The organism is Cupriavidus sp. FW305-27 (assembly GCF_058787995.1).
Genome location: NZ_JBYTAG010000005.1, coordinates 57571 through 79118 on the forward strand (window position 1 = coordinate 57571; position 21548 = coordinate 79118).

18 protein-coding genes are annotated in these 21548 nt (G+C 67.1%); 1 reads left to right on the forward strand and 17 read right to left on the reverse strand.

Features of this window, described 5'->3' with window-relative positions; genetic code table 11:
- Positions 1–159: 159 nt before the first annotated feature.
- Genes AC3WRI_RS03600 through AC3WRI_RS03610 form a run of 3 tightly spaced genes read right to left on the reverse strand, consistent with a single transcriptional unit; the run spans position 160 to position 3569 of the window.
- Positions 160–2334 carry a xanthine dehydrogenase family protein molybdopterin-binding subunit gene (locus tag AC3WRI_RS03600; protein WP_011617195.1) on the reverse strand — a complete coding sequence of 725 codons (2175 nt, stop codon included), beginning with the start codon at positions 2332–2334 and terminating at the stop codon, positions 160–162.
- A 9-nt stretch (positions 2335–2343) separates the two neighbouring features.
- Positions 2344–2802: a (2Fe-2S)-binding protein gene (locus AC3WRI_RS03605; RefSeq protein WP_011617196.1), complete on the reverse strand. Its 459-nt coding sequence runs from the start codon at positions 2800–2802 to the stop codon at positions 2344–2346.
- Positions 2799–3569 (reverse strand): hypothetical protein, encoded by a 771-nt coding sequence (locus AC3WRI_RS03610; RefSeq protein WP_011617197.1) that lies wholly within the window; start codon positions 3567–3569, stop codon positions 2799–2801. The genes AC3WRI_RS03605 and AC3WRI_RS03610 overlap by 4 nt, the downstream gene beginning before the upstream one ends.
- 237 nt (positions 3570–3806) lie before the next feature.
- On the opposite strand from AC3WRI_RS03610, the gene AC3WRI_RS03615 reads away from it, so the two are divergent.
- Complete coding sequence (locus AC3WRI_RS03615) at positions 3807–4712, forward strand: adenylate/guanylate cyclase domain-containing protein (protein WP_011617198.1); 906 nt, start codon at positions 3807–3809, stop codon at positions 4710–4712.
- A 66-nt stretch (positions 4713–4778) separates the two neighbouring features.
- Here AC3WRI_RS03615 and AC3WRI_RS03620 read toward each other — a convergent pair whose 3' ends face one another.
- The 14 genes from AC3WRI_RS03620 to AC3WRI_RS03685 all read right to left on the reverse strand — a co-directional run bounded on the left by AC3WRI_RS03620 (position 4779) and on the right by AC3WRI_RS03685 (position 21511).
- Positions 4779–4976 (reverse strand): hypothetical protein, encoded by a 198-nt coding sequence (locus AC3WRI_RS03620; protein WP_011617199.1) that lies wholly within the window; start codon positions 4974–4976, stop codon positions 4779–4781.
- Between the two features lie 44 nt (positions 4977–5020).
- A complete protein-coding gene (locus AC3WRI_RS03625) occupies positions 5021–7795 on the reverse strand; it encodes an ATP-dependent Clp protease ATP-binding subunit (RefSeq protein WP_011617200.1) in 2775 nt (924 codons plus the stop codon).
- Between the two features lie 129 nt (positions 7796–7924).
- Complete coding sequence (locus AC3WRI_RS03630) at positions 7925–10198, reverse strand: FdhF/YdeP family oxidoreductase (protein ID WP_010809301.1); 2274 nt, start codon at positions 10196–10198, stop codon at positions 7925–7927.
- Between the two features lie 140 nt (positions 10199–10338).
- Complete coding sequence (gene fba, locus AC3WRI_RS03635) at positions 10339–11376, reverse strand: class II fructose-bisphosphate aldolase (protein WP_010809300.1); 1038 nt, start codon at positions 11374–11376, stop codon at positions 10339–10341.
- A gap of 42 nt (positions 11377–11418) precedes the next feature.
- The gene (locus tag AC3WRI_RS03640; protein ID WP_011617201.1) at positions 11419–12660 is read right to left on the reverse strand and encodes a phosphoglycerate kinase; all 1242 of its coding nucleotides are present in this window, start codon (positions 12658–12660) and stop codon (positions 11419–11421) included.
- A 9-nt stretch (positions 12661–12669) separates the two neighbouring features.
- On the reverse strand, positions 12670–13680 hold the full coding sequence (gene gap / locus AC3WRI_RS03645; RefSeq protein ID WP_010809298.1) for a type I glyceraldehyde-3-phosphate dehydrogenase: 1011 nt from the start codon (positions 13678–13680) through the stop codon (positions 12670–12672).
- Positions 13681–13739: 59 nt separating this feature from the next.
- A complete protein-coding gene (gph, locus tag AC3WRI_RS03650) occupies positions 13740–14435 on the reverse strand; it encodes a phosphoglycolate phosphatase (RefSeq protein WP_010809297.1) in 696 nt (231 codons plus the stop codon).
- A complete protein-coding gene (gene tkt, locus AC3WRI_RS03655; RefSeq protein ID WP_010809296.1) occupies positions 14435–16447 on the reverse strand; it encodes a transketolase in 2013 nt (670 codons plus the stop codon). The genes gph and tkt overlap by 1 nt, the downstream gene beginning before the upstream one ends.
- 40 nt (positions 16448–16487) lie before the next feature.
- Positions 16488–17366: a phosphoribulokinase gene (locus AC3WRI_RS03660; RefSeq protein WP_010809295.1), complete on the reverse strand. Its 879-nt coding sequence runs from the start codon at positions 17364–17366 to the stop codon at positions 16488–16490.
- A gap of 11 nt (positions 17367–17377) precedes the next feature.
- Positions 17378–18472 (reverse strand): class 1 fructose-bisphosphatase, encoded by a 1095-nt coding sequence (locus tag AC3WRI_RS03665; protein WP_011617202.1) that lies wholly within the window; start codon positions 18470–18472, stop codon positions 17378–17380.
- A gap of 56 nt (positions 18473–18528) precedes the next feature.
- Entirely contained in the window at positions 18529–19254 is a 726-nt protein-coding gene (gene rpe, locus AC3WRI_RS03670) for a ribulose-phosphate 3-epimerase (protein WP_010809293.1), read from the reverse strand.
- A gap of 1 nt (position 19255) precedes the next feature.
- On the reverse strand, positions 19256–20020 hold the full coding sequence (locus AC3WRI_RS03675) for an HAD family hydrolase (protein ID WP_492292597.1): 765 nt from the start codon (positions 20018–20020) through the stop codon (positions 19256–19258).
- 3 nt (positions 20021–20023) lie between these two features.
- On the reverse strand, positions 20024–20965 hold the full coding sequence (gene cbbX / locus AC3WRI_RS03680; protein ID WP_492292598.1) for a CbbX protein: 942 nt from the start codon (positions 20963–20965) through the stop codon (positions 20024–20026).
- Positions 20966–21091: 126 nt separating this feature from the next.
- Positions 21092–21511 (reverse strand): ribulose bisphosphate carboxylase small subunit, encoded by a 420-nt coding sequence (locus AC3WRI_RS03685; protein WP_492292600.1) that lies wholly within the window; start codon positions 21509–21511, stop codon positions 21092–21094.
- Positions 21512–21548 lie beyond the last annotated feature (37 nt).

Sequence of the window (21548 nt, forward strand, 5' to 3'; positions counted from 1 at the left end):
ACCCCGGCCCTCTCCCCATGAGGGGAAAGGGAGAACATCTTGCTTAGGCTGGTTCCGGTGGCTTTGGCGCACCCAAGACTGTTGGCATTTTGTCTGGGTGCTCGCTCTCCCGCTTGGGGAGAGATCACCGCACGCAGGCCATGCCGACTTGCTCGAAGATCACGCGGTGAACGGCAGGCTGCGATGCCGCTTGCCGGTGAGCGCCGCGACGGCGTTGGCCAGTGCCGGTGCGATCGGCGGCACCGCGGTCTCGCCAATGCCGGTCGGCGGGTCGGCCGATGGCACGATGTGCACCGCGATCTGCGGCGGCGTGTCCGCATGCGTCGCCACTCGGTAGTCGTTCCAGTTGCCTTGCTGGACCACGCCATCCTTCAGCGTGATCTGGGCTCCGGGCAGCGTGGTGCCCAGCCCCATCATCATGCCGCCCTGGACCTGCGCCTCGACCGTGCGCGGATTGATCGGCATATTGCAGTGGACGGCCGCGGTGACCCGGTGCACCACCGGCTGGTTGCCGCGCATCGAGGCCTCGACGATGTAGGCCACCACGGTGTCGAACGATTCATGCACCGCCACGCCCCAGGCACGCCCGGCCGAGAGACGCCGCTTGCCGTAGCCCGAGCGCTCGACCGCCAGGTCCAGCGCCGCCAGGTGACGCTTGTGCTCACGCAGCAGCGTGCGGCGGTAGGCCACCGGATCGATCCCGCCGGCGCGCGCCAGTTCATCGACCAGAGTCTCCATCACGTAGGCCGTGTGCGTGTGCCCCACCGAGCGCCACCACAGCACCGGCACATTGACCTTGGGGTGATGGATCTCGAGCGCGATCGGGAACGGATAAGGACTGTCGCTCACGCCCTCGACCATGGTCGAGTCGACCCCGTTCTTCACGGTGAAGGACTCGAACGGCGTGCCGCTGGTGATGGACTGGCCGACGATCACGTGCTTCCAGGCCAGCACCTTGCCCTTGCCATCGTGGCCGATGTCAACGCGGTGCAGGTGCATCGGGCGGTAGTAGCCGCCGCGCACGTCGTCTTCGCGCGTCCAGATCATCTTGATCGGCTCGCGCCGGCCGGCCGCGTAGCGCGCCTTGGCCACCTGCGCGGCCTCGAACAGGTAGTCGGACGTGGGCACGGCACGCCGGCCGAAGCCGCCGCCGGCCATCATGGTGTTGAATGTCACCTGTTCCGGCTTCAGGCCGAGCACGGCTGCGACGTTGGCCTGGTCGACGGTCTGGAACTGCGAGCCGGCCCACACCGTGCATTGGTTGCCGCGGAAGTCGATGGTGCAGTTGAGCGGCTCCATCGGCGTGTGCGCCAGGTAGGGGAAGACATACTCGGCGGTGAGCTTGTGTGGCGCGGTGGCAAGCGCCGAAGTGTCCGCCGCCTTGGCCTGCACGCCGGGCCTGGCCGCCAGCTCGCGATAGCGCGCCAGCAGCGCATCGCTATCCGGCTTCTCGACGCCGCTGCTGTCCCATTCCACCTGCAGCACCTCGCGCGCCGTGCGCGCGGGCCAGAAGCCATTGGCCACGATCGCCAACCCGGTCGCGCCGCCGGCCAGCGGCACCTGGTAGACCTCTTCCACGCCGGCGATGGCCCTGGCACGCGCCGGGTCGAAGCGCGCGACCCTGGCGCCGAACACCGGCGGATGCACCATGACCACGGTACGCGTGCCGGGCAGCGCCGTGTCGATGCCGAACTGCTGCCTGCCGGTGGACTTGTCGCGCGCATCGAGCCGGCCGGTGGGCTTGCCGATCAGCCTGAACTGCTGCGGCGACTTCAGCTGCACGCTTGCTGGCACCGGCTCGGCCAAGGCCGCGGCGGCCAGCTCGCCGTACGTGGCCCGGCGGCCGTCGGGCGCGGTCACCACGCCGGCCTCGGCCTTCAGCTGCCCGGCCGGGACCCCGAAGCGCCTGGCGGCCGCCCCGAGCAGCATGGCGCGCATGCGCGCGCCGACCTCGCGATACTGGGTCCACGAGTTCTTCATGCTGGTCGAGCCGCCGACCATCTGGATATGGAACACCGGATCCTTATAGGCCTCGCCGGCCGGGGCCAGCTGGCAGCGCACCGTGCTCCAGTCCGCGTCCAGTTCCTCGGCCACCAGCATCGGCAGTGCCGTCTGCACGCCCTGCCCGAACTCAAGCTTGCCGATCGTGACCATCACGGTGCCGTCGGCATCGATACTGATGAAGGCCGATGGCTGCACTGGCGCCTTGGGCTGCGCGGCCGCCTCCGTCTGCGCGCCAAGCGGAACGGCACAGAGCGCGAAGCCCGAGCCGAAGCTCAGTTTCAGGAAGGTCCGCCGGTCGATGCCGCCGCTTGCCTGCTGCATGAGTCTCATGGCATCTCCTCAGCCGATAGCCTTGGCTGCATCCTTGACCGCGGCATGGATGCGCGCGTAGGTGCCACAGCGGCACAGGTTGGCGCTCATGGCCTGTTCGATGTCGGCATCGGTCGGGCGCCGGTTGACCCTGAGCAGCGCCACCGCCGACATGACCTGGCCGCTCTGACAATAGCCGCACTGCGTGACGTCGTTGCGCACCCAGGCCTCTTCGACCGCGCGCCCCACCGGGTCCTCGCCGATGCCCTCGATCGTGGTGAGCTGCCGGCCGGCGATGGAAGACACCGGTGTCACGCACGCGCGGCGCTGCTGGCCATCGACATGTACCGTGCACGCGCCGCACACGGCGATGCCGCAGCCGAACTTGGTGCCGGTCAGGCCCAGCGTGTCGCGCAGCACCCACAGCACCGGCGTGTCGCCGGGCACGTCAACCTGCTGGGTCTTGCCGTTCAGTTGAAAGGAAATCATGGCTGGCTCCCGTTGCTGGTGCCTTTCGTCTGGGTCAAGGCGCCTGATCCGGCGATAGCGCGCAGGTTCTTCAGCAAGGCTTCGTCGGCGGCGGCGCGTGTAGGGCCGGCAGAGGTGCGCAACGGCTCGCGCGTATCGCACGGCGCGCCGTTGCGTATCCACTGGCGCACCTGCTCGTCGAACGCGGGCTTGTCCAGCGGCGGCAATTCACGCCCCGGCCCCGGTTGCCAGCCCCAAGCCACCAGGTGGTCGGTCACCATGTGTTCTTCGAGCATCGCCAGCGAACGGCCGCCATTGGTCCTGGTGTCCCGGAAGACCTTGCATAGCGCCGGCCCGGACAGGCCCAGCCATGACATCTTCATCTTCGCCGGCGGCATGTGCCAGCCCGGCTGGCCATTGGTATCCAGCCCGGGCGGCGCATGCGCGAGCGGGCTGTTCTGGGTGCCATGGCACGTGGCGCATTGCAGCGGCGGCACGCCCTTGCCGTCGGTGCCTCGCTGCACCGGTGGAAAATGCACCCGTTTCGCATCGCCCTGCAGCGGGCCGTCCGGCACGTGGCAATTCAGGCAGCGGGCATGCAGCAGCACACGCTCGATCTGCGCGAAGGCCTGCAGCCCCGCATTGCGGTCCGGCGTGGCCGACACCTGCGTGGGCTGGAAGGATCCGCCGGGCCCGGCAGCGAAGGCAAGCACCGGAAGCGTCAGGACCGACCCCGCCAAGAGCTGGCGAATGGCGGCGACGAGGGGGTTGCGGGCGTCATGCTTCATGGAGCCTCCTCCTTCACCGTCGTCGGCGTGCTAGATCGTTGTAGTGCCTGATGCGATCCCTGGCAAGACGAAACGGCAGCAGAGGCCCCAGGCGCCCGGATCGGCAAGCAGCACTTTTGCGGGATGGTCACCAGCGCTGCAATGTCGCGATGAAGTTCTATGATGCAGAATCATGCAGACGAAGCGCACTGCCGATCGAAGGCATGGCGCGCTCCGATCAAACGGCCTGTGATGCATATGGACCAAGATTCGCGACAAGACGCCTCTGATGGATCGGTGATGTTCGCGGACGTCTGCGACAGCACCAGGCTCTACGAGCAGGCCGGCGATGCGGCGGCGCTTGGCGCAATCCGCCAGTGCCTGGCGCTGATGAAGTCCCACTCCGCGGCCGCGCAAGGCCGGGTGGTCAAGACCATCGGTGACGAAATCATGGTGCTGTTTCCCACCGCGGAGAATGCGATGCGGGCGGCACTGGACATGCAGGAGGCCGTCGCCGGGCTGCCGCCGATCATCGGCGCTCCGCTGGCGATCCATATCGGCTTTCACCATGGCCCGATCCTGTCGGATGAATCCGGCGACCTGTTCGGCGACACCGTCAACCTCGCCGCCCGACTGGCCAGCCTGGCGTCGCGGGGCCAGATCATCACCAGCAAGAACGCGGTGGAGCAGCTCTCAGCAGGGCTGCGCCAGATGACACGCTACCTGTATCCGATACAGGTGCGCGGCAAGCACCAGGTGATCGAGCTGTACGAAGCGATCTGGCAGCAGAGCATCGACCTGACCCTGGTGGCCCCGGTGGATCTTGCATTGGCCCGCTCGGCACTGCTTTCGCTGCGGTATCGGGAAACCGTCTTCGAAATGAACACCGCCTCGCCGCCTGTCACCATCGGCCGGGACACGACCATGAGCATTGTCGTCACGGACCGGCAGGTTTCGAGATTCCAGGCGACGGTGGAGCCGCGCGGCGGCCGCTTTGTCCTGATCGACAGAAGCTCGAACGGCACCCATGTGAAGATCGATGGCGAAAGCGCGCTCATCCTGCGCCGTGACGAAATCACGCTCAGGGGTCATGGCTGGATTACCTTTGCCCAGCCGAAAGAATGCATCGACGAAGGTATCGAGTTCTTTGTCGACGAGAAGTAATGCTGGCAGGAAGGAAGCCGCGCGGCCGCAACCCATAGGAGCAGGCCGCGGCCCGCGCGTGGCTGCTTACCCTCCCAGTTCCTGGAAGGCGTGCCCGTTGGCTTCCAGACCCTTCAACATGCCAGGTGGCAGTGCGCTCTCCGGAACCGTCCCTTCAAGTTGCCACTCCTTTGCGTCGGCGAGGTCCTGAAGTCGTTCCCCCTTGCGCACATAGAGACCCAGCGTCGGCTTCAGCAGATTGATGTAAAAGTCGTACTCCTGCATTTGCGAACCTCCCACGAAAGTCGTGATTGCCCTGGCTCTTGCGCTCAAGCGCCGGAGTCTCCTGCTGCGACGGTGCTGTCCGCCTTCCTGGGTGCAGCGCCCTTGGCGGCAGCTTTGCCTGCCTTCGGCTTCTTGACGGCTTCCATCTTCCTGAAGACCACGGCTTCGCTTGCCTTGTCGTAGCCAAGCTCGACGCTGTCGCCTGATTTCAGCTTGTCGCCGAGGATCTCCTTGGCCAGGCCGGTCTCGACCGATTGGCGGATCTGGCGCCGCAGTTCCCGCGCACCAAACTCAGGCTGGTAGCCCACCTCGACCAGGTGATCGACCAGCTCATCATCGAGCTTGACCGTGATGTCCTGCGCGGCGGCGGTGCGCACCACACGCTCCAGCTGGATCTGCACGATCGCGCGGATGTTCTCGCGCGACAGCGCATGGAACACGATGATGTCGTCGATTCGGTTCAGGAACTCGGGCCGGAAGTGTCCCTTCAGCACCTTCATCAGCGCCTCGCGCAAGTCCTTCTCAGGCATGCGCTTGTCCTCGGGCTGCTCCAGGTTGTCCATGATGATCGGCGCGCCCAGGTTGCTGGTGGCGATGATGACGGTATTGCTGAAGTCCACCACGCGGCCCTTGCCGTCGGTCAAGCGGCCGTCGTCGAAGACCTGCAGCAGTACGTTGTTCACGTCCGGGTGGGCCTTCTCGATCTCATCCAGCAGGATCACGCTATAGGGCTTGCGCCGCACGCGCTCGGTCAGCTGCCCGCCTTCGTCATAGCCGACATAGCCCGGCGGCGCACCGATCAGCCGGGCCACCGCATGGCGCTCCATGTACTCGGACATGTCGATGCGGATGATGGCCTGCTCGTCGCCGAACACGGTTTCCGCCAGGGCCTTGGCCAGCTCGGTCTTGCCAACGCCGGTCGGCCCGAGGAAGAGGAAGGTCGCGATCGGGCGGTTAGCCTGCCCCAGGCCTGCGCGCGACAGGCGCACCGCATCGCTGACCGCGACCACCGCGTCGTCCTGCCCCACCACCCGCTCGCGCAGCCGCGCTTCCATTTTCAGCAGCTTCTGGCGCTCTTCCTGGGTAAGGTCGGTCACCGGGATGCCGGTCAGGCGCGACACCACTTCGGCAATGGCCGCAACCGTCACCTCCAGGGTCTCCGACCCCGTCTTGCGCTGCCACGCCTCGGTCAACTCGTCAAGCCGCTTCTGCTTGTCGTTGATGCGGTCCTCGAAGCCCTTGGCCTCGTCAAAGCGCTTGCGCGACGACGCATAGTCCTGCTCGCGCTTGAGCTGGGCGATCTCGGCCTCCAGTTCCTGGATATCCGCGGGGCGTGAGGTGGCGCCGATGCGCACGCGCGCCGCGGCCTGGTCGATCAGGTCGATGGCCTTGTCCGGCAGGAAGCGCGCGGTGATGTAGCGGTCCGACAGTTCCGCCGCGGCCACAAAGGCGTCGTCGGCGAAGGTGACCTGGTGGTGCGCCTCAAGCTTGTCGCGCAGGCCGCGCAGGATGACGATGGTCTGCTCGACGGTCGGCTCCGGCACCAGCACCGGCTGGAAGCGCCGTTCCAGCGCCGCGTCTTTCTCGATGTACTTCTGGTATTCGTTCAGCGTGGTGGCGCCGATCAGGCTCAGTTCGCCGCGCGCCAGCGCCGGCTTGAGCACGTTGGCGATATCGAGCCCGCCCTCGCCGCCGCCCTGCCCCGCGCCGACGATGGTGTGCAGTTCGTCGATAAACAGGATCAGTTCGTCGTTCTTGGCGGTGACCTCGTCAATCAGCTGCTTGGCACGCTCCTCGAACTCGCCGCGGTACTTGGCGCCCGCCACCATCGAATTGATGTTCACCTCAACCAGGCGCTTGCCGCGCAGCACCTCCGGCACATCGCCATTGACGATGCGCTGCGCCAGCCCTTCCACGATCGCGGTCTTGCCCACGCCAGGCTCGCCAATCAGCACCGGGTTGTTCTTCTTGCGCCGCGCCAGCACTTCGATCGCGCTCTCGATCTCCTGCGCACGGCCCAGCACCGGATCGAGCTTGCCCTGCCGCGCGATCGCGGTCAGGTCGCGCCCGAACTTGTCCAGCGTGGGCGTGCCGGTGGGCGTATCGACGCGGCCATCCTCGGCGCCCTTGCCGACCACCTTCACCACCTTCTGGCGCAGTGCCTCGGGGGTGACGCCATACTTCTTGAGCAGCGTCCCGGCGATGCTTTCCGGGACCGAGGCCAGGCCGATCAGCAGGTGCTCGGGGCCAACGTAGGAATGCCCGAGGTCGCGCGAGGCCTGGAAGGCATACTGGAAGGCCTTCTTCAGCCGCGGCGAGATCGTCATCCGGTCGATGGCCGCGTCAGGCCCTGCGGTTCCGGTCTGCGCGTGCTCGTCGATATAGCCCCTGATATCCTGCGGCGAGAGCTTTAGCTCCTTGAGCAGCGCCGAGCAGACATCGGTATCGGCGAGCACGTAGAGCAGGTGCTCGGTGTCCAGCTCATTGCGCCGCAGCTCGTGCGCCTTCTCCGCGGCGCGCTGCAGCAGTTCCATGGTCTGCTCGCTGAAGGCATCGGTGGGGTCGACGGATTCGCGCGGGACTTCGGTGGAGAATCCGGGATGCTCGTCGTCATCCATCCCGCCTCCCATTCCTCGGAAGAAGCGGGACAGCCCGCCGCCACCCAGCAGGGAGTCGAACGGGTTGAGCATGTCCTGGTGGCGCAGCAGCTGCCGGTAGTCGTAGTCGCAGATCGACATCGTCTTGCGCTCGCCGTCCTGAACCACCGTCACCCGCGCCACGGCGGGACGTGCGTTGCAGATTTCGCATAGGGTCGGCATGATGGACTTTCCTCCACAGGTAGGTCGCATTGCTTCAACAGAGGGCCGTTGCGCGCGCTCGGGGCCGCGCACAACGGCGCTGGAAAGCGGGCATGAGCCGTGCTTACGTGATGGTGGGCTCGCCTGCCATTACGTCACCTCCGAACGCACCACGCGCACGGGCACTGACTTGTAGGACGGGGTGCCGCTGTCCTCGTCGATGTAGTCGAGCGGCACCAGCCTGTTTGCTTCCGGATAGTAGGCAGCGACGGAGCCAGGCGCAATTTCATATTCGATCGCAGTGATCTTCTCGAAACGCAGCTGCCGGCCCGCGGCGATGGTCTCGATGTCGACCAGGTCGCCATGCTCCAGGCCGCGCGCGGCCAGGTCGGCCGGGTTCATGAACAGCACGTCGCGCCGCCCGAACACGCCCCGGTAGCGGTCGTCCATGGCATAGATGGTGGTGTTGTACTGGTCATGGCTGCGGATGGTCACCAGCCGCAGCACATCGTCGGCATGGACTTGTTTGTCTTCATGCAGCCCCTTGAACACGTAGAACTCGGCCTTGCCCGACGACGTTTCCCATTTGCGCTCGGTTGGTGGCAAGGGCATGCGGAATCCGCCAGGGACCCGCACGCGCGCGTTGAAATCCTCAAAGCCGGGCACCGTCTTCTCGATCAGGTCGCGGATCCTGTCGTAGTCGGCGACGAGCTCCAGCCATGGCACCTTGCTGTCAGGCAGGGTCGCGGTGGCAATGCCCGCCACGATGGCCGGCTCGGAGCGCAGGAATTCCGACGCCGGCGCGAGCTTGCCGGCCGAGGCATGCACCATCGACATCGAATCCTCCACCGTCACCGATTGCGGCCCGGTCTCCTGCACATCCAGTTCGGTGCGGCCCAGGCAAGGCAGCACATAGGTCTCCCTGGCCACCAGCAGGTGCGTGCGGTTGAGCTTGGTCCCGACATGCACGCTCAGGTCGAGCTTGCCCATGGCCGGGAAGCACTGCTCGGGATCGGGCAAGGCGACCGCGAAATTCCCGCCCAGGCAGAACAGCGCCCTGGACTTGCCATCGATCATCGCCTGCATCGCGTTGACGGCATCGTGCCCGTGTCCGGCGGGCGGGCTGAAGCCGAAGGTGTCCTCGATCCGCTGCAGGAAGCCGGCCGACGGCTTCTCGGTAATGCCGACAGTCCGGTTCCCCTGGACATTGGAGTGGCCGCGCAAGGGGCAGATGCCGGCGCCGGGCTTGCCGAAGTTGCCGCGCAGCATCAGCAGGTCGCACAGCAGGCGCACATTGGCCGTGCCTTCGTTGTGCTGGGTCACGCCCATGCCATAGGTAACGATGGTGGCATTCGACTTGGCATAGGCCGCCGCGACCAGTTCCAGGTCCGCACGGGTCAGCCCACTGGTCTTTTCAATATCCGCCCATTCGGTCGACCGCAGATCGTCGGCCAGCGCCTCGAAGCCCTCGGTGTGGACCGCGATGAAGTCGTGATCCAGCACATTGCCCTGGCTGGCTTCCAGGTCCAGCAGCGCCTTCATCACCCCCTTGATGGCGGCGGCGTCGCCACCGGCGCGGACCAGGAAGTAGGACGACGCAATCCGGGTGGAACCATAGGTGGCCATCTCCACCATGTTCTGCGGGTCGGCAAAGCGCTCGAGCGCCCGTTCGCGCAGCGGGTTGAACACCAGGATCGGCACCTTGCGGCGCGACGCCTCATGCAGCGTCCCCATCATGCGCGGGTGGTTGGTGCCCGGGTTGTGGCCGATCGAAATGATCAGCTCGCAGGTGTCAAAGTCCTCCAGCGACACCGTGCCCTTGCCGATGCCGATCGAGCGCGGCAAGCCCACGCTGGTGGGCTCGTGGCACATGTTCGAGCAGTCGGGGAAGTTGTTCGTGCCATATTCGCGCGCGAACAGCTGGTACAGGTAGGCGGCTTCGTTGGAAGCCCGGCCCGAGGTATAGAACTCGACCTGGTCGGGCGATAGCCCGCGCAGGATTTCGCCGATGCGGGCGAACGCGGCCTCCCATTCCACCGCGCGGAAGGTGTCGGTGGCGCGGTCATAGACCAGGGGATGCGTCAGCCTGCCAAAGTCTTCGAGCTCATAGTCGGTCCGGTTCAACAGCGACGACACCGTATTGGTTGCAAAGAACTCGGGAGGCACCCGTTTGGTGGTTGCCTCCCACGTCACGGCCTTGGCGCCGTTCTCGCAGAACTGGAAGGTCGACCGGTGCTCCTTGTCGGGCCATGCGCAGCCGGGGCAATCGAAGCCGTCGGGCTGGTTGGTCCGCATCAGCGTGATCGGCGCCTTGACGGTATCCATCTGCGTGCGGATCGCCGTGGCAGTTGCCTTCAGCGCCCCCCAGCCGCCGGCGGGACCGTCGTACTTCCTGATACCGGGCACTTCGCGTCGATTGGCCATGTTTGCTCCTTGTGCCGCGCCAGGTTGCTGGTGACGGCGTTGGGGTTAGTCACGCGAACAACTCCTGCTGCCGGTTTGCACCCCTCGCCCGCTCGCGGGAGAGGGGTGCGTGTGCCTGGGCTCGTGGTGCGGATGCTCCTTCAGGAATAGAGCTTCGCCACCCGCTCCAGCGGCACCGGCTTGATCCGCGAGGCCTGCCCGGCGCAGCCGAAGGCCTCGAAGCGCAGCTTGACCACGCTTCTCGCCCCCTTCTTGGCCGCCAGCAGCGCCTTGCGCGGATCGAATTCGCTGCGGTCGTCGGACAAGGACTTGCGGATGGCCCCGGTCATGGCCAGGCGGATATCCGTATCGATATTCACCTTGCGCACCCCCATCTTGATGCCGCGCAGGATCTCCTCGACCGGCACGCCGTAGGTCTCCTTGATGTCGCCGCCGTACTGGCGGATGATCTCCAGCCATTCCTGCGGCACCGAGCTGGAGCCGTGCATCACCAGGTGGGTGTCAGGGATCTGCTCGTGGATCTCGCGGATGCGGTCCATCGCCAGGATGTCGCCGGTGGGCTTGCGTGAGAACTTGTAGGCGCCGTGGCTGGTGCCGATGGCGATCGCCAGTGCATCCACGCCGGTGCGGGCAACGAAGTCGCGCGCCTGGGCCGGGTCGGTCAGCATCATGTCGTGCGACAGCGTGCCCGCCGCGCCCACGCCGTCCTCTTCGCCGGCCTGGCCGGTTTCGAGCGAGCCCAGGCAGCCCAGTTCGCCTTCCACCGACACGCCGATCGCATGCGCCATCTCGCACACGCGCCGCGTGACCTCGACGTTGTAGTCGTAGTCGGAGGGGGTCTTCATGTCTTCGCGCAGCGAGCCGTCCATCATCACGCTGGTGAAGCCGGAGCGGATCGAGGCCTGGCAGATCGCCGGGCTGGAGCCGTGGTCCTGGTGCAGCACGATGGGGATATCCGGATGGGTCTCGGCCGCGGCCAGCACCATATGGCGCAGGTAAGCCTCGCCAGCATACTTGCGGGCGCCGGCCGAGGCCTGCAGGATGACCGGGCTGTCGGTTTCCTGGGCCGCCTCCATGATGGCGTGGATCTGTTCCAGGTTGTTGACGTTGAAGGCCGGCACGCCGTAGCCGAACTCTCCCGCGTGGTCCAGCAGCTGGCGCAAGGAAATGAGTGCCATGATGAAGCTCCTTTACTGATTGCAGAATCGGTGAGGTCGGGTTCAGGCAGCGGCGCGCTGTGCCAGCACGGCCAGCGCGGGCAGCGTCTTGCCCTCCAGGAATTCCAGGAACGCGCCGCCGCCGGTCGAGATATAGCCCACGCGGTCGGCAATGCCGTGCTTGGCGATCGCGGCCAGCGTGTCGCCGCCGCCGGCGATCGAGAACGCCTTCGATTCAGCGATGGCCTGGGCCAGCACCCTGGTGCCGTTGCCGAACTGGTCGAACTCGAACACGCCCACCGGGCCGTTCCAGACGATGGTGCCGGCGGCCTTGAGCTGCTCGGCCAGCATCGCGGCGGTCTTGGGGCCGATGTCCAGGATCATGTCGTCGTCGGCCACGTCCTTGACGTCCTTGACGGTGGCCGCGGCAGTGGCGCTGAATTCCTTGGCGCACACCACGTCGACCGGAATCGGCACCGAGGCGCCACGCCTGGCCATGATGTCGATGATGGCCCTGGCATCGGCCAGCAGGTCAGGCTCGGCCAGCGACTTGCCGATCTTCAGGCCGGCGGCCAGCATGAAGGTATTGGCAATGCCGCCGCCGACGATCAGGTTGTCGACCTTGTCGGCCAGCGACTTCAGGATGGTCAGCTTGGTCGAGACCTTGGAGCCGGCCACGATCGCCACCAGCGGACGCGCCGGCTGGCCCAGCGCCTTGCCCAGCGCGTCGATCTCGGCGGCCAGCAGCGGGCCGGCGCAGGCAATGGGGGCGTACCTGGCGATGCCATGCGTGGTCGCCTCGGCGCGGTGGGCGGTGCCGAACGCGTCGTTGACGTAGACATCGCACAGCGCCGCCATTTTCTGCGCCAGTTCGTCGCTGTTCTTCTTCTCGCCCGTGTTCATGCGGCAGTTTTCCAGCAGCACCACCTGCCCGGGCGGCACCTGGAAGCCGCCCTCGGTCCAGCCGGACAAGAGCGGCACCTGGCGGCCCAGCAGTTCAGACAGGCGGCGGCCCACCGGCGCCAGGCTGTGGCGCGGGTCGGGCGCCCCCTCCTGCGGCCGGCCCAGGTGCGAGGTGACCATCACCGCGGCGCCCGCCTGCAGGCAGGCCGCGATGGCGGGCACGGAAGCCCGGATGCGGGTATCGTCGGTGATAGCGCCCGCTGCATCCTGCGGGACGTTGAGGTCGGCGCGGATGAAGACCCGCTTGCCAGCCAGTCCACCGGCTGCAAGCAGTGCGGCCAGCGTGTGCGGCGCCGCCGCGGGTTTCGGTTGCGGGTTCGTAGCATGGGATAGGCTCATCATGGCGATCTGCTAGCGTGCGTGGGCCAACGCCACCGCGGTATCCAGCATGCGGTTGGAGAAGCCCCATTCGTTGTCATACCAGGCCGACACCTTGACCAGGGTGCCGTTGACCTTGGTCAGGGTGGCGTCGAAGGTGGACGACGCCGGGTTGTGGTTGAAGTCCACCGAGACCAGCGGCGCGGTGTTGTAGTCCAGGATGCCCTTGAGCTCGCCTTCTGCGGCGGCCTTCAGGATGCCGTTCACCTCCTCCACCGTGGTCGGCCGCGCCGCCACGAAGGACAGGTCGACCAGCGACACATTGATGGTCGGCACGCGCACGGCAAAACCGTCCAGCCGGCCGTCCAGCTCAGGCATCACCAGCCCGACCGCGGCGGCTGCGCCGGTCTTGGTCGGGATCATCGACATGGTGGCCGAGCGCGCCCGGCGCAGGTCTTCGTGGTAGACGTCGGTCAGCACCTGGTCGTTGGTATAGGAGTGCACGGTGGTCATCAGGCCGTTCACCAGCCCCAGCTTCTCGTGCAGCGGCTTGACCAGCGGCGCCAGGCAGTTGGTGGTGCAGGAGGCGTTGGAGATCACCGTGTCGGTGGCCTTCAGCACGCCGTGGTTGACGCCGTAGACGATGGTGGCGTCCACGTCCTTGCCGCCGGGGGCGGAGATGATCACCTTCTTCGCGCCGCCCCTCAGGTGGGCCGAGGCCTTTTCCTTGCTGGTGAAGAGCCCGGTGCATTCCATCACCACGTCCACGCCCAGCTCGCCCCACGGCAGCTCGGCCGGGTTGCGCTGCGCCAGCACGCGGATCCGGTCGCCGTTGACGCGGAAGGCATCGCCGTCGACCGAGACCTCGCCCGGGAAGCGGCCGTGGACGGTGTCGTACTGGGTCAGGTGCGCATTGGTGGCCGCGTTGCCGAGGTCGTTGATGGCGACGATCTCGATATCGTGCCGCTTGCCGCCTTCATAGTGGGCGCGCAGCACATTGCGGCCGATGCGTCCGTAGCCGTTGATGGCAACCTTGATAGTCATGCTGTCTCCTTTACTTGTCTTGGTATCCTTGCCGGTCGCGCTGGCGCGCCGGCGCAACATCAGGCGGCTGGCGCCAGCCGCGCCGGCGTCAGCAGCGCCGGCAACGCCTCCAGCGAATCGAGCAGCGCATCCGCGCCCAGCGCCGCGGGCCCGCCGGGGCCGGCGTAGCCATAGCGAACCAGGCAGACCGGGATGCCGGCCGCGCGCGCCGCCGCCACGTCCACCGCCGAATCCCCCACCAGCACGCCCTGCGCCGTATCGACGTCGAGCAGGTTGCAGGCGTGGCGCAGCGGTTCGGGATCCGGTTTCATCTGCGCGATCGAGTCGCCCGCCACCAGCACTTCCAGGTACTGCGACAACCCGGTCAGCGCCAGCAGCGGCACCGCCAGCGCGCGCGGCTTGTTGGTGACGCAGGCAAGCCGGTAGCCCTGGCGCCTGAGCGCCTCCAGGCCTGCCTCCACGCCCGGGAACACCGACCCGAGGCGGCCGTTGGTCTCGGCATAGTGGCGGTGGAACATCGCCACGGCTTCGGCGGCCTCAACCCGCGGCGTAAGCCCGGCGGTCTCGAGCACGCGCCGCACCAGGTTGGGCACGCCGCGGCCGATGAAGCCGGCCACGGTGTCGAACGGCAATGCCGGGCTGCCGAAGTCGGCCAGCATGCGGTTGGCGGCCTCGACAATATCGGGCGCGCTGTCGACCAGCGTGCCGTCCAGGTCGATCAGCACCGCGGTGCAGGGCATGGATACGGTAGCCATCACGCCTCCTCCAGCAGCACGCGCGCGGCCGCTGCGACATGCGCCGGGGTCAGGCCGAAGTGCTGGTACAGCGCCTCGGCCGGCGCGGATTCGCCGAAGGTGTCGATGCCCAGCGCCAGGCCCTGCTCGCCCACCACGCCGCGCCAGAACCAGGTGCCGCCCGCCTCCACGCTGACGCGCGGCAGGCCAGGTGGCAGCACGGTGTCGCGGTACGCCACGTCCTGCGCGTAGAACAGCTCCACGCAGGGCATGGACACCACGCGCGCGGCGATGCCGGCATCGGCCAGGTCCAGCGCCGCGCGCATGGCGATTTCCACCTCGGAGCCAGTGGCAATCAGCACCACGCGCGGCGCCGGCACATCGCGCAGCACATAGCCGCCGCGCGCAATCTCCGCGCGCTGGGCCGGATTGCGCTCGAACGGCATCAGCGCCTGCCGCGACAGCACCAGGCAGCTCGGGCCATCCTCGCGCCGTAGCGCGGCCAGCCACGCGTACGCGGTCTCGGCGCCGTCGCAGGGACGCCAGACCTGGTTGTTGGGGATCAGGCGCAGGCTGGCGGCGTGTTCCACCGGCTGGTGGGTGGGACCGTCCTCGCCGAGCCCGATCGAGTCATGGGTCAGCACGTGGACCACGCGCAGGCGCATCAGCGCCGCCATGCGGATGGCATTGCGCGAGTAGTCCGAGAAGGTCATGAAGGTGCCGCCGTAGGGGATCAGCCCGCCATGCAGCGCAATGCCGTTCATCGCGGCGGCCATGCCGAACTCGCGCACGCCGTAGCTCACGTAGTTGCCATGCCCGGCATGGTTGACCCAGACCGACGCCTTGACATTGGTCAGGTTGGACCCGGTCAGGTCGGCCGAGCCGCCCAGCAGCTCGGGCAAGGCGGGCGTGAGCGCCTCCAGGCACAGCTGCGATGCCTTGCGCGTGGCGATCTTGCCTTGCAGCGGCGACGGCGCGTCCAGCAACGCCATCAATTCGGCATCGAAGCCCTCGGGCAGGCGGCCATTGGCACGGCGCACGAATTCTTCGGCCAGTTCGGGGTGCGCGGCGCAATAGCTGACGAAGCGCGCCTCCCATTCGGCCTCGCGCGCGGCGCCTTGCGCGCGTGCATCCCAGGCGTCGGCGACATCCGCCGGCACCGTGAAGGGCTCGGCTTCCCAGCCCAGCGCGGTGCGCATGGCGGCGATCTCCGGCGCGCCCAGCGGGGCGCCGTGCACATCGTGCCCGCCGGCCTTGGCGGGCGCGCCCTTGCCGATCACGGTGCGGCAGCAGATCAGCGTGGGCCGGTCGCGCTCGGCCTTGGCCTCGTGCAGCGCGGCATCGAGGGCGTGCGCATCGTGTCCGTCGACGTCCGCAATCACATGCCAGCCATAGGCGGCAAAGCGCTTCGGGGTGTCGTCGGCAAACCAGCCGGCGACCTCGCCGTCGATGGAGATACCGTTGTCGTCGTACAGGCAGATCAGCTTGCCCAGCCTGAGCGTGCCCGCCAGCGAGCAGGCCTCGTGGCTGAGTCCTTCCATCAGGCAGCCATCGCCAAGGAAGACGTAGGTGTGGTGGTCGACAATGTCGAAGCCGGGCCGGTTGAAGGTGGCGGCCAGCAGCTTCTCCGCCAGCGCCATGCCGACGGCATTGGCCAGGCCCTGTCCCAGCGGCCCGGTGGTGGTTTCCACGCCCGGCGTCACGCCAAGCTCCGGATGGCCGGGCGTGGCCGCGTGCAGCTGGCGGAACTGGCGCAGCTGCGACATCGGCAGGTCGTAGCCGGTCAGGTGCAGCAGCGCATACTGCAGCATGGACGCATGGCCGTTGGACAGCACGAAGCGGTCACGGTCGGGCCAGGCCGGGTTGGCCGGGTTGTGTCGCAGGTGGCGCCGCCACAGCACTTCGGCCATCTCGGCCATGCCCATGGGTGCGCCGGGGTGGCCCGATTTGGCCTGCTCCACCGCGTCGGCGGCCAGGAAGCGCAGCGCGTTGGCACAGCGCGCTGCGGAATCGATGCGTTCTGGTGCGTTCATTCAGGAGATCCTCGCGAGTCGGCGTTTCACGGTCGAGTCCTTACTGCGCGGCGCGCTTGCGGCGCTCCATCATGCGCAGCACGAAGGGCGTGAAGATCAGCTGCATGGCCAGCTCCATCTTGCCGCCGGGCACCACGATGGTGTTGGCGCGCGACATGAAGGAGTCGTGGATCATGCTCAGCAGGTACTGGAAGTCGATCCCCTTCGGGTTGGCAAAGCGGATCACCACCATGCTTTCATCGGGTGCGGGGATTTCGCGCGAGATAAAGGGGTTGGACGTATCCACGCACGGCACGCGCTGGAAGTTCACATGCGTGCGCGAGAACTGCGGGCAGATGTAATTCACGTAGTCCGGCATGCGGCGCAGGATGGTGTCGGTCACGGCCTCGGTCGAATAGCCGCGCTGCTTCTTGTCGCGCCAGAGCTTCTGGATCCATTCCAGGTTGATGACAGGGACCACGCCGATCAGCAGGTTGGGATACTGGGCGACATTGACCGAATCGGTGACCACGCCGCCGTGCAGGCCCTCGTAGAACAGCAGATCGGTATCGGCCGGCAGCGGCTCCCACTGGGTGAAGGTGCCGGGTTCCTGCCCGAACGGCGCGGCTTCCTCCGGGCTATGCAGGTAGTGCCGGTGCATGCCCGTGCCGGTTTCGGCATAGGAGCGGAACAGGTTCTCCAGCTCGCCGAACAGGTTGTTCTCCTCGCCGAAGTGGCTGAAGTTCATATTGCCGGTGCGCTCGGCCTCGGCCATCTTGACCTTCATCTCGGCGCGGTCATAGCGGTGGAAGCTGTCGCCTTCGATCACCACTGACTTCACGCCCTCGCGGCGGAAGATGTTCTCGAAGGTACGGGTCACCGACGTGGTACCGGCGCCCGAGGAGCCGGTGATGGCGATAATGGGATAACGTTCTGACATGGCCAGGCACCTCAGGCAGACGCGCGGAACAGGCTGCGCTCGTTGAACAGGGGACTCGGAAGGTCGGGATCGGTCTGGTCGGTGTGGTAGCCCTCGATCCGTTCCACTTCATTGCGCGAGCCGAAGATCACGCCAATGCGCTGGTGCAGCGCACCCGGCGCCACCGACATCAGCGTCTGCCGGCCCGTGCTGGCGCGCCCGCCAGCCTGCTCCATCAGGAAGGCGATCGGATTGGCCTCGTACAGCAGGCGCAGGCGGCCCGGCTTGGCGGGATCCTTGGAGTCGCGCGGGTACATGAAGACGCCGCCACGCATCAGGATGCGGTGCGCCTCGGCCACCATCGACGCGATCCAGCGCATATTGAAATCCTTGCCGCGCGGCCCGCTCTTGCCGGCCATGCACTCGGCGATGTAGCGCTGCACCGGCGCTTCCCAGAAGCGGCTGTTCGACGCATTGATGGCAAATTCCTGGGTATCGGCCGGCACCTGCAGGTTGGGGTGCGTGAGGAAGAACTCGCCCAGGTTGGGATCGAGCGTGAAGCCGTTGACGCCATTGCCCACGGTCAGCACCAGCATGGTGGTGGGACCGTAGAGCGCGTAGCCGGCCGCCACCTGGGCGCTGCCGGGCTGCAGGAAATCCTGCTCGGTGACGGCGCTTGCGCCCTCAGGCGCGCGCAGCACCGAGAAGATGCTGCCCACCGAGACATTGACGTCGATGTTGGATGAGCCGTCGAGCGGATCGAACACCAGCAGGTACTTGCCGCGCGGGTAGTGATCCGGGATCTGGTAAGGCGCCTCCATCTCCTCCGACGCCATGCCGGCCAGGTACCCGCCCCACTCGTTGACGCGCAGGAAGGTGGTATTGCTCAGCACGTCCAGCTTCTGCTGGATTTCGCCCTGCACGTTGACGGCCCCTGCTTCTCCGGCTTGATTGCTGGCCTTGCCGTGCAAGCCCCCCAGCGCGCCGAAGGCAACCGCGCGCGCGATTTCCTTGCAGGCCATGGCGACGTTGAGAATCAGGCCGTTGAAGCCGCCGCTGGCATCCGGATAGCGGCGGCGTTCCTCGATCAGGAACTGCGTCAGGGTCATCCTTTGGACTTCAGGCATGACAGGTCTCCTATAGATTGGCTATGCATTCTTGTGTGGTGCCGGTGCGGGGCGGGCTACGTGACCGTGGCGGCCTCGCGCAAGCGGTAAAGGATGCTCGAGTAGCCGCCGTCGGCATCGGGCGCGCCGAACACGGCGCTGCCGGCAACGAAGGTGTCGGCGCCCGCTCGCGCGATCGCGGCAATGTTGTCGGCCTTGACGCCGCCGTCGATCTCCAGCCAGACCGGCCGCCCGCCGGCGTCCACCTGCCGGTCGATGCGCGCGCGTGCCTGGCGCACCTTGTCCAGCACGCCCGGAATGAAGGCCTGGCCGCCAAAGCCCGGGTTCACGCTCATCAGCAGCACCAGGTCGAGCTGGTCCAGCGTATGGTCCAGCCAGCCCAGCGGCGTGGCCGGGTTGAGCACCAGGCCTGCCTTGCAGCCGTGGTCGCGGATCAGGCCGATGGTGCGGTCGACATGGCGGCTCGCCTCCGGATGGAAGCTGATGATGTTGGCGCCGGCCTTGGCGAACAGCGGGATCAGCGCATCGACCGGTTCCACCATCAGATGCACGTCGATGGGGATGGAGACCAGCGGCCGGATCGCCTCGCACACCAGCGGGCCGATGGTCAGGTTGGGCACATAGTGGTTGTCCATCACATCGAAGTGCACCAGGTCTGCGCCGCCGGCCTCGATCGCGCACACCTCTTCGCCCAGGCGCGCGAAATCGGCCGACAGGATGGATGGCGCCAGGCGGATGGCACGCTGGCTGCCATGGCCGGTGTTGGGTTCAGTGGCATGCATGTCAGGTTGCCTCGATCAGGGTGCCGTGGTGCCAGGCGCGCAACGCGGCAAGGTCGGCCCAGCGATTTGCCGCGCCGGGCAGGTGCTGGGGCATGGGCTCGCCGGGATCGCCAAGATGCGGCAGCACCAGCAGCGCGCCCTCGAAGGAGTCCTGCGCGCTGAACGCGGAGGGCGTGACCACGGTGGGAATGCCGGCCGCCCGGGCGGCGCGCAGGCCGTTCGCCGAGTCCTCGATCGCCAGGCAGTCACCGCCTTCCAGGCCCAGCCGCTCCAGCACCGCCAGGTAGACATCGGGCGCCGGCTTCTTGATGGCCGTGGTGCCGGCGTCGCCGATGGCGGCAAAGCGACGGCGCCAGTCGGCGCCAAGCGGCGCCTGCAGCAGCGCGTCGAGGTTGGCCGGCGTGGTGGTGGTGGCAATCGCCAGCGGGAGCCCGGCCTCGCCGGCCTCGTCGATCAGGCGGGCAATGCCCGGGCGCAGCGGCAGGCCGCCCGCCCCGACGCGCTCGGCATAGTGGCGGGTCTTGATGGCGTGCACGGCGTCGATGGTTTCCTTCACCTTGCAGCCGCGGGCCTCTTCCGGGTCGACCATGCGCCAGTAATGCATCAGGCGCTCCTTGCCGCCGGCCACCTTGAGCAGGCGCGTGTAGAGCGGCGCGTCCCAGTGCCAGTCCAGGCCGACCTCGGCGAAGGCGGCGTTGAAGGCTTGCAGGTGCGCGCTTTCGGTATCGGCCAGGGTGCCGTCGACATCGAAAATCAGGGCTTGCATGGCTTACTCCTTGGCCGGCGTCCGTGCGTCCGGCGCGGCCTTCGAAAACACGCGGCTGGCAAGCAGGTCAGACGCCGTGATGGTGGTCAGGGTATGGTCGTCGACGACCGTGCCGGCATCGTCCAGCAGGCGCGAGGCATGGCGCAGGCGCGCGCGGTCCAGCGCATTGCGCACGCTGCGGGCATTGGCAAAGTGCGGCTGCGCCATGCGCCGGGCCAGGTAGTCGGCAAACACGGCCCGGCTTTCGTCGTCGAAGCGGTATTGCATCTCGGACAGCATCAGGTCGGCGATCTGGCGCAGCTCGTCGAGCTGGTAGTCGGGGAAATCGACGTGGTGGGCAACGCGCGAGGACATGCCCGGGTTGGACTCGAAGAAGCGGTCCATGCGGTCCTTGTAGCCGGCCAGGATCACCACCAGGTCGTCGCGGTTGTTCTCCATCACCTGCAGCAGGATCTCGATGGCCTCCTGGCCGTAGTCGCGCTCGTTCTCCGGGCGGTAGAGGTAGTAGGCCTCGTCGATGAAGAGCACCCCGCCCATGGCCTTCTTCAGGATCTCCTTGGTCTTGGGCGCGGTATGGCCGATGTACTGGCCGACCAGGTCGTCGCGGGTCACCGCCACCAGGTGGCCGCGGCGCACGTAGCCCAGCTGGTGCAGGATCTGCGCCATGCGCATGGCCACGGTGGTCTTGCCGGTGCCGGGATTGCCGGTGAAGCACATATGCAGGCTGGGCGCACCGGCGCTGAAACCGCGCGCGGCGCGCAGCTTGTCCACCAGCAGCAAGGCGGCGATATCGCGGATGCGCGCTTTCACCGGCTTCAGCCCGATCAGCTCGCGGTCAAGCTGGGCCAGCAGCTCGGTGATGCCCGAGCTGGCCAGCGACTCGGCCAGCGATCCGGCCGGAGCGGCCGGCGGCTGCAGCGGTGCGGTCGTTTCAGGTGCGGACATGGCAGGCTCCGTGAGGATCAATCGAGCATCCGGCTCGAAAGATTCGAGGCGCAACTCCCCCCCGGGTGCGCGGCCTTGCGGCGGCGCAACCGTGGGATTGCACAGTCAGGAAATCGCCGGCGCCGCTCAGTAGCGGCTGCCCTCGGGGCGTGCCTGCACAGCGTAGCTCTCGATCGAGTAGCGCATGGTGCGGCCGGGCTCTTCCTGTCGCACCAGGCGGAAGCCGGGCTCGTCCGCAGGACGGTTGACGATGAACGACATCACCACCGACTCCACCGTATGCGTCGAATCGAAGGCCGTGACGCGGATGTAGTGGTTGGGGAAGGTGCTGCGCGCGCTGTTGATCTCCAGCAGGATGCCGGCGGCATCGCGCAGGTCGAACATCGGCAGGCCGAACATCTCCCAGTAGGTATTGCGCGGATGCGGGTCGTCGGTGTACTCGATGCCGACCGCCCAGCCCTGGTTCAGGCAGTATTCAAGCTGGCTGGTGATCTGCGCGTCGGTGAGGTCGGGCAGGAAGGAGAAAGTGCCTTGAGTAATACGCATGATGTCCTCTCGTTCTTTGGGTTCGCTCGTCGTGCTT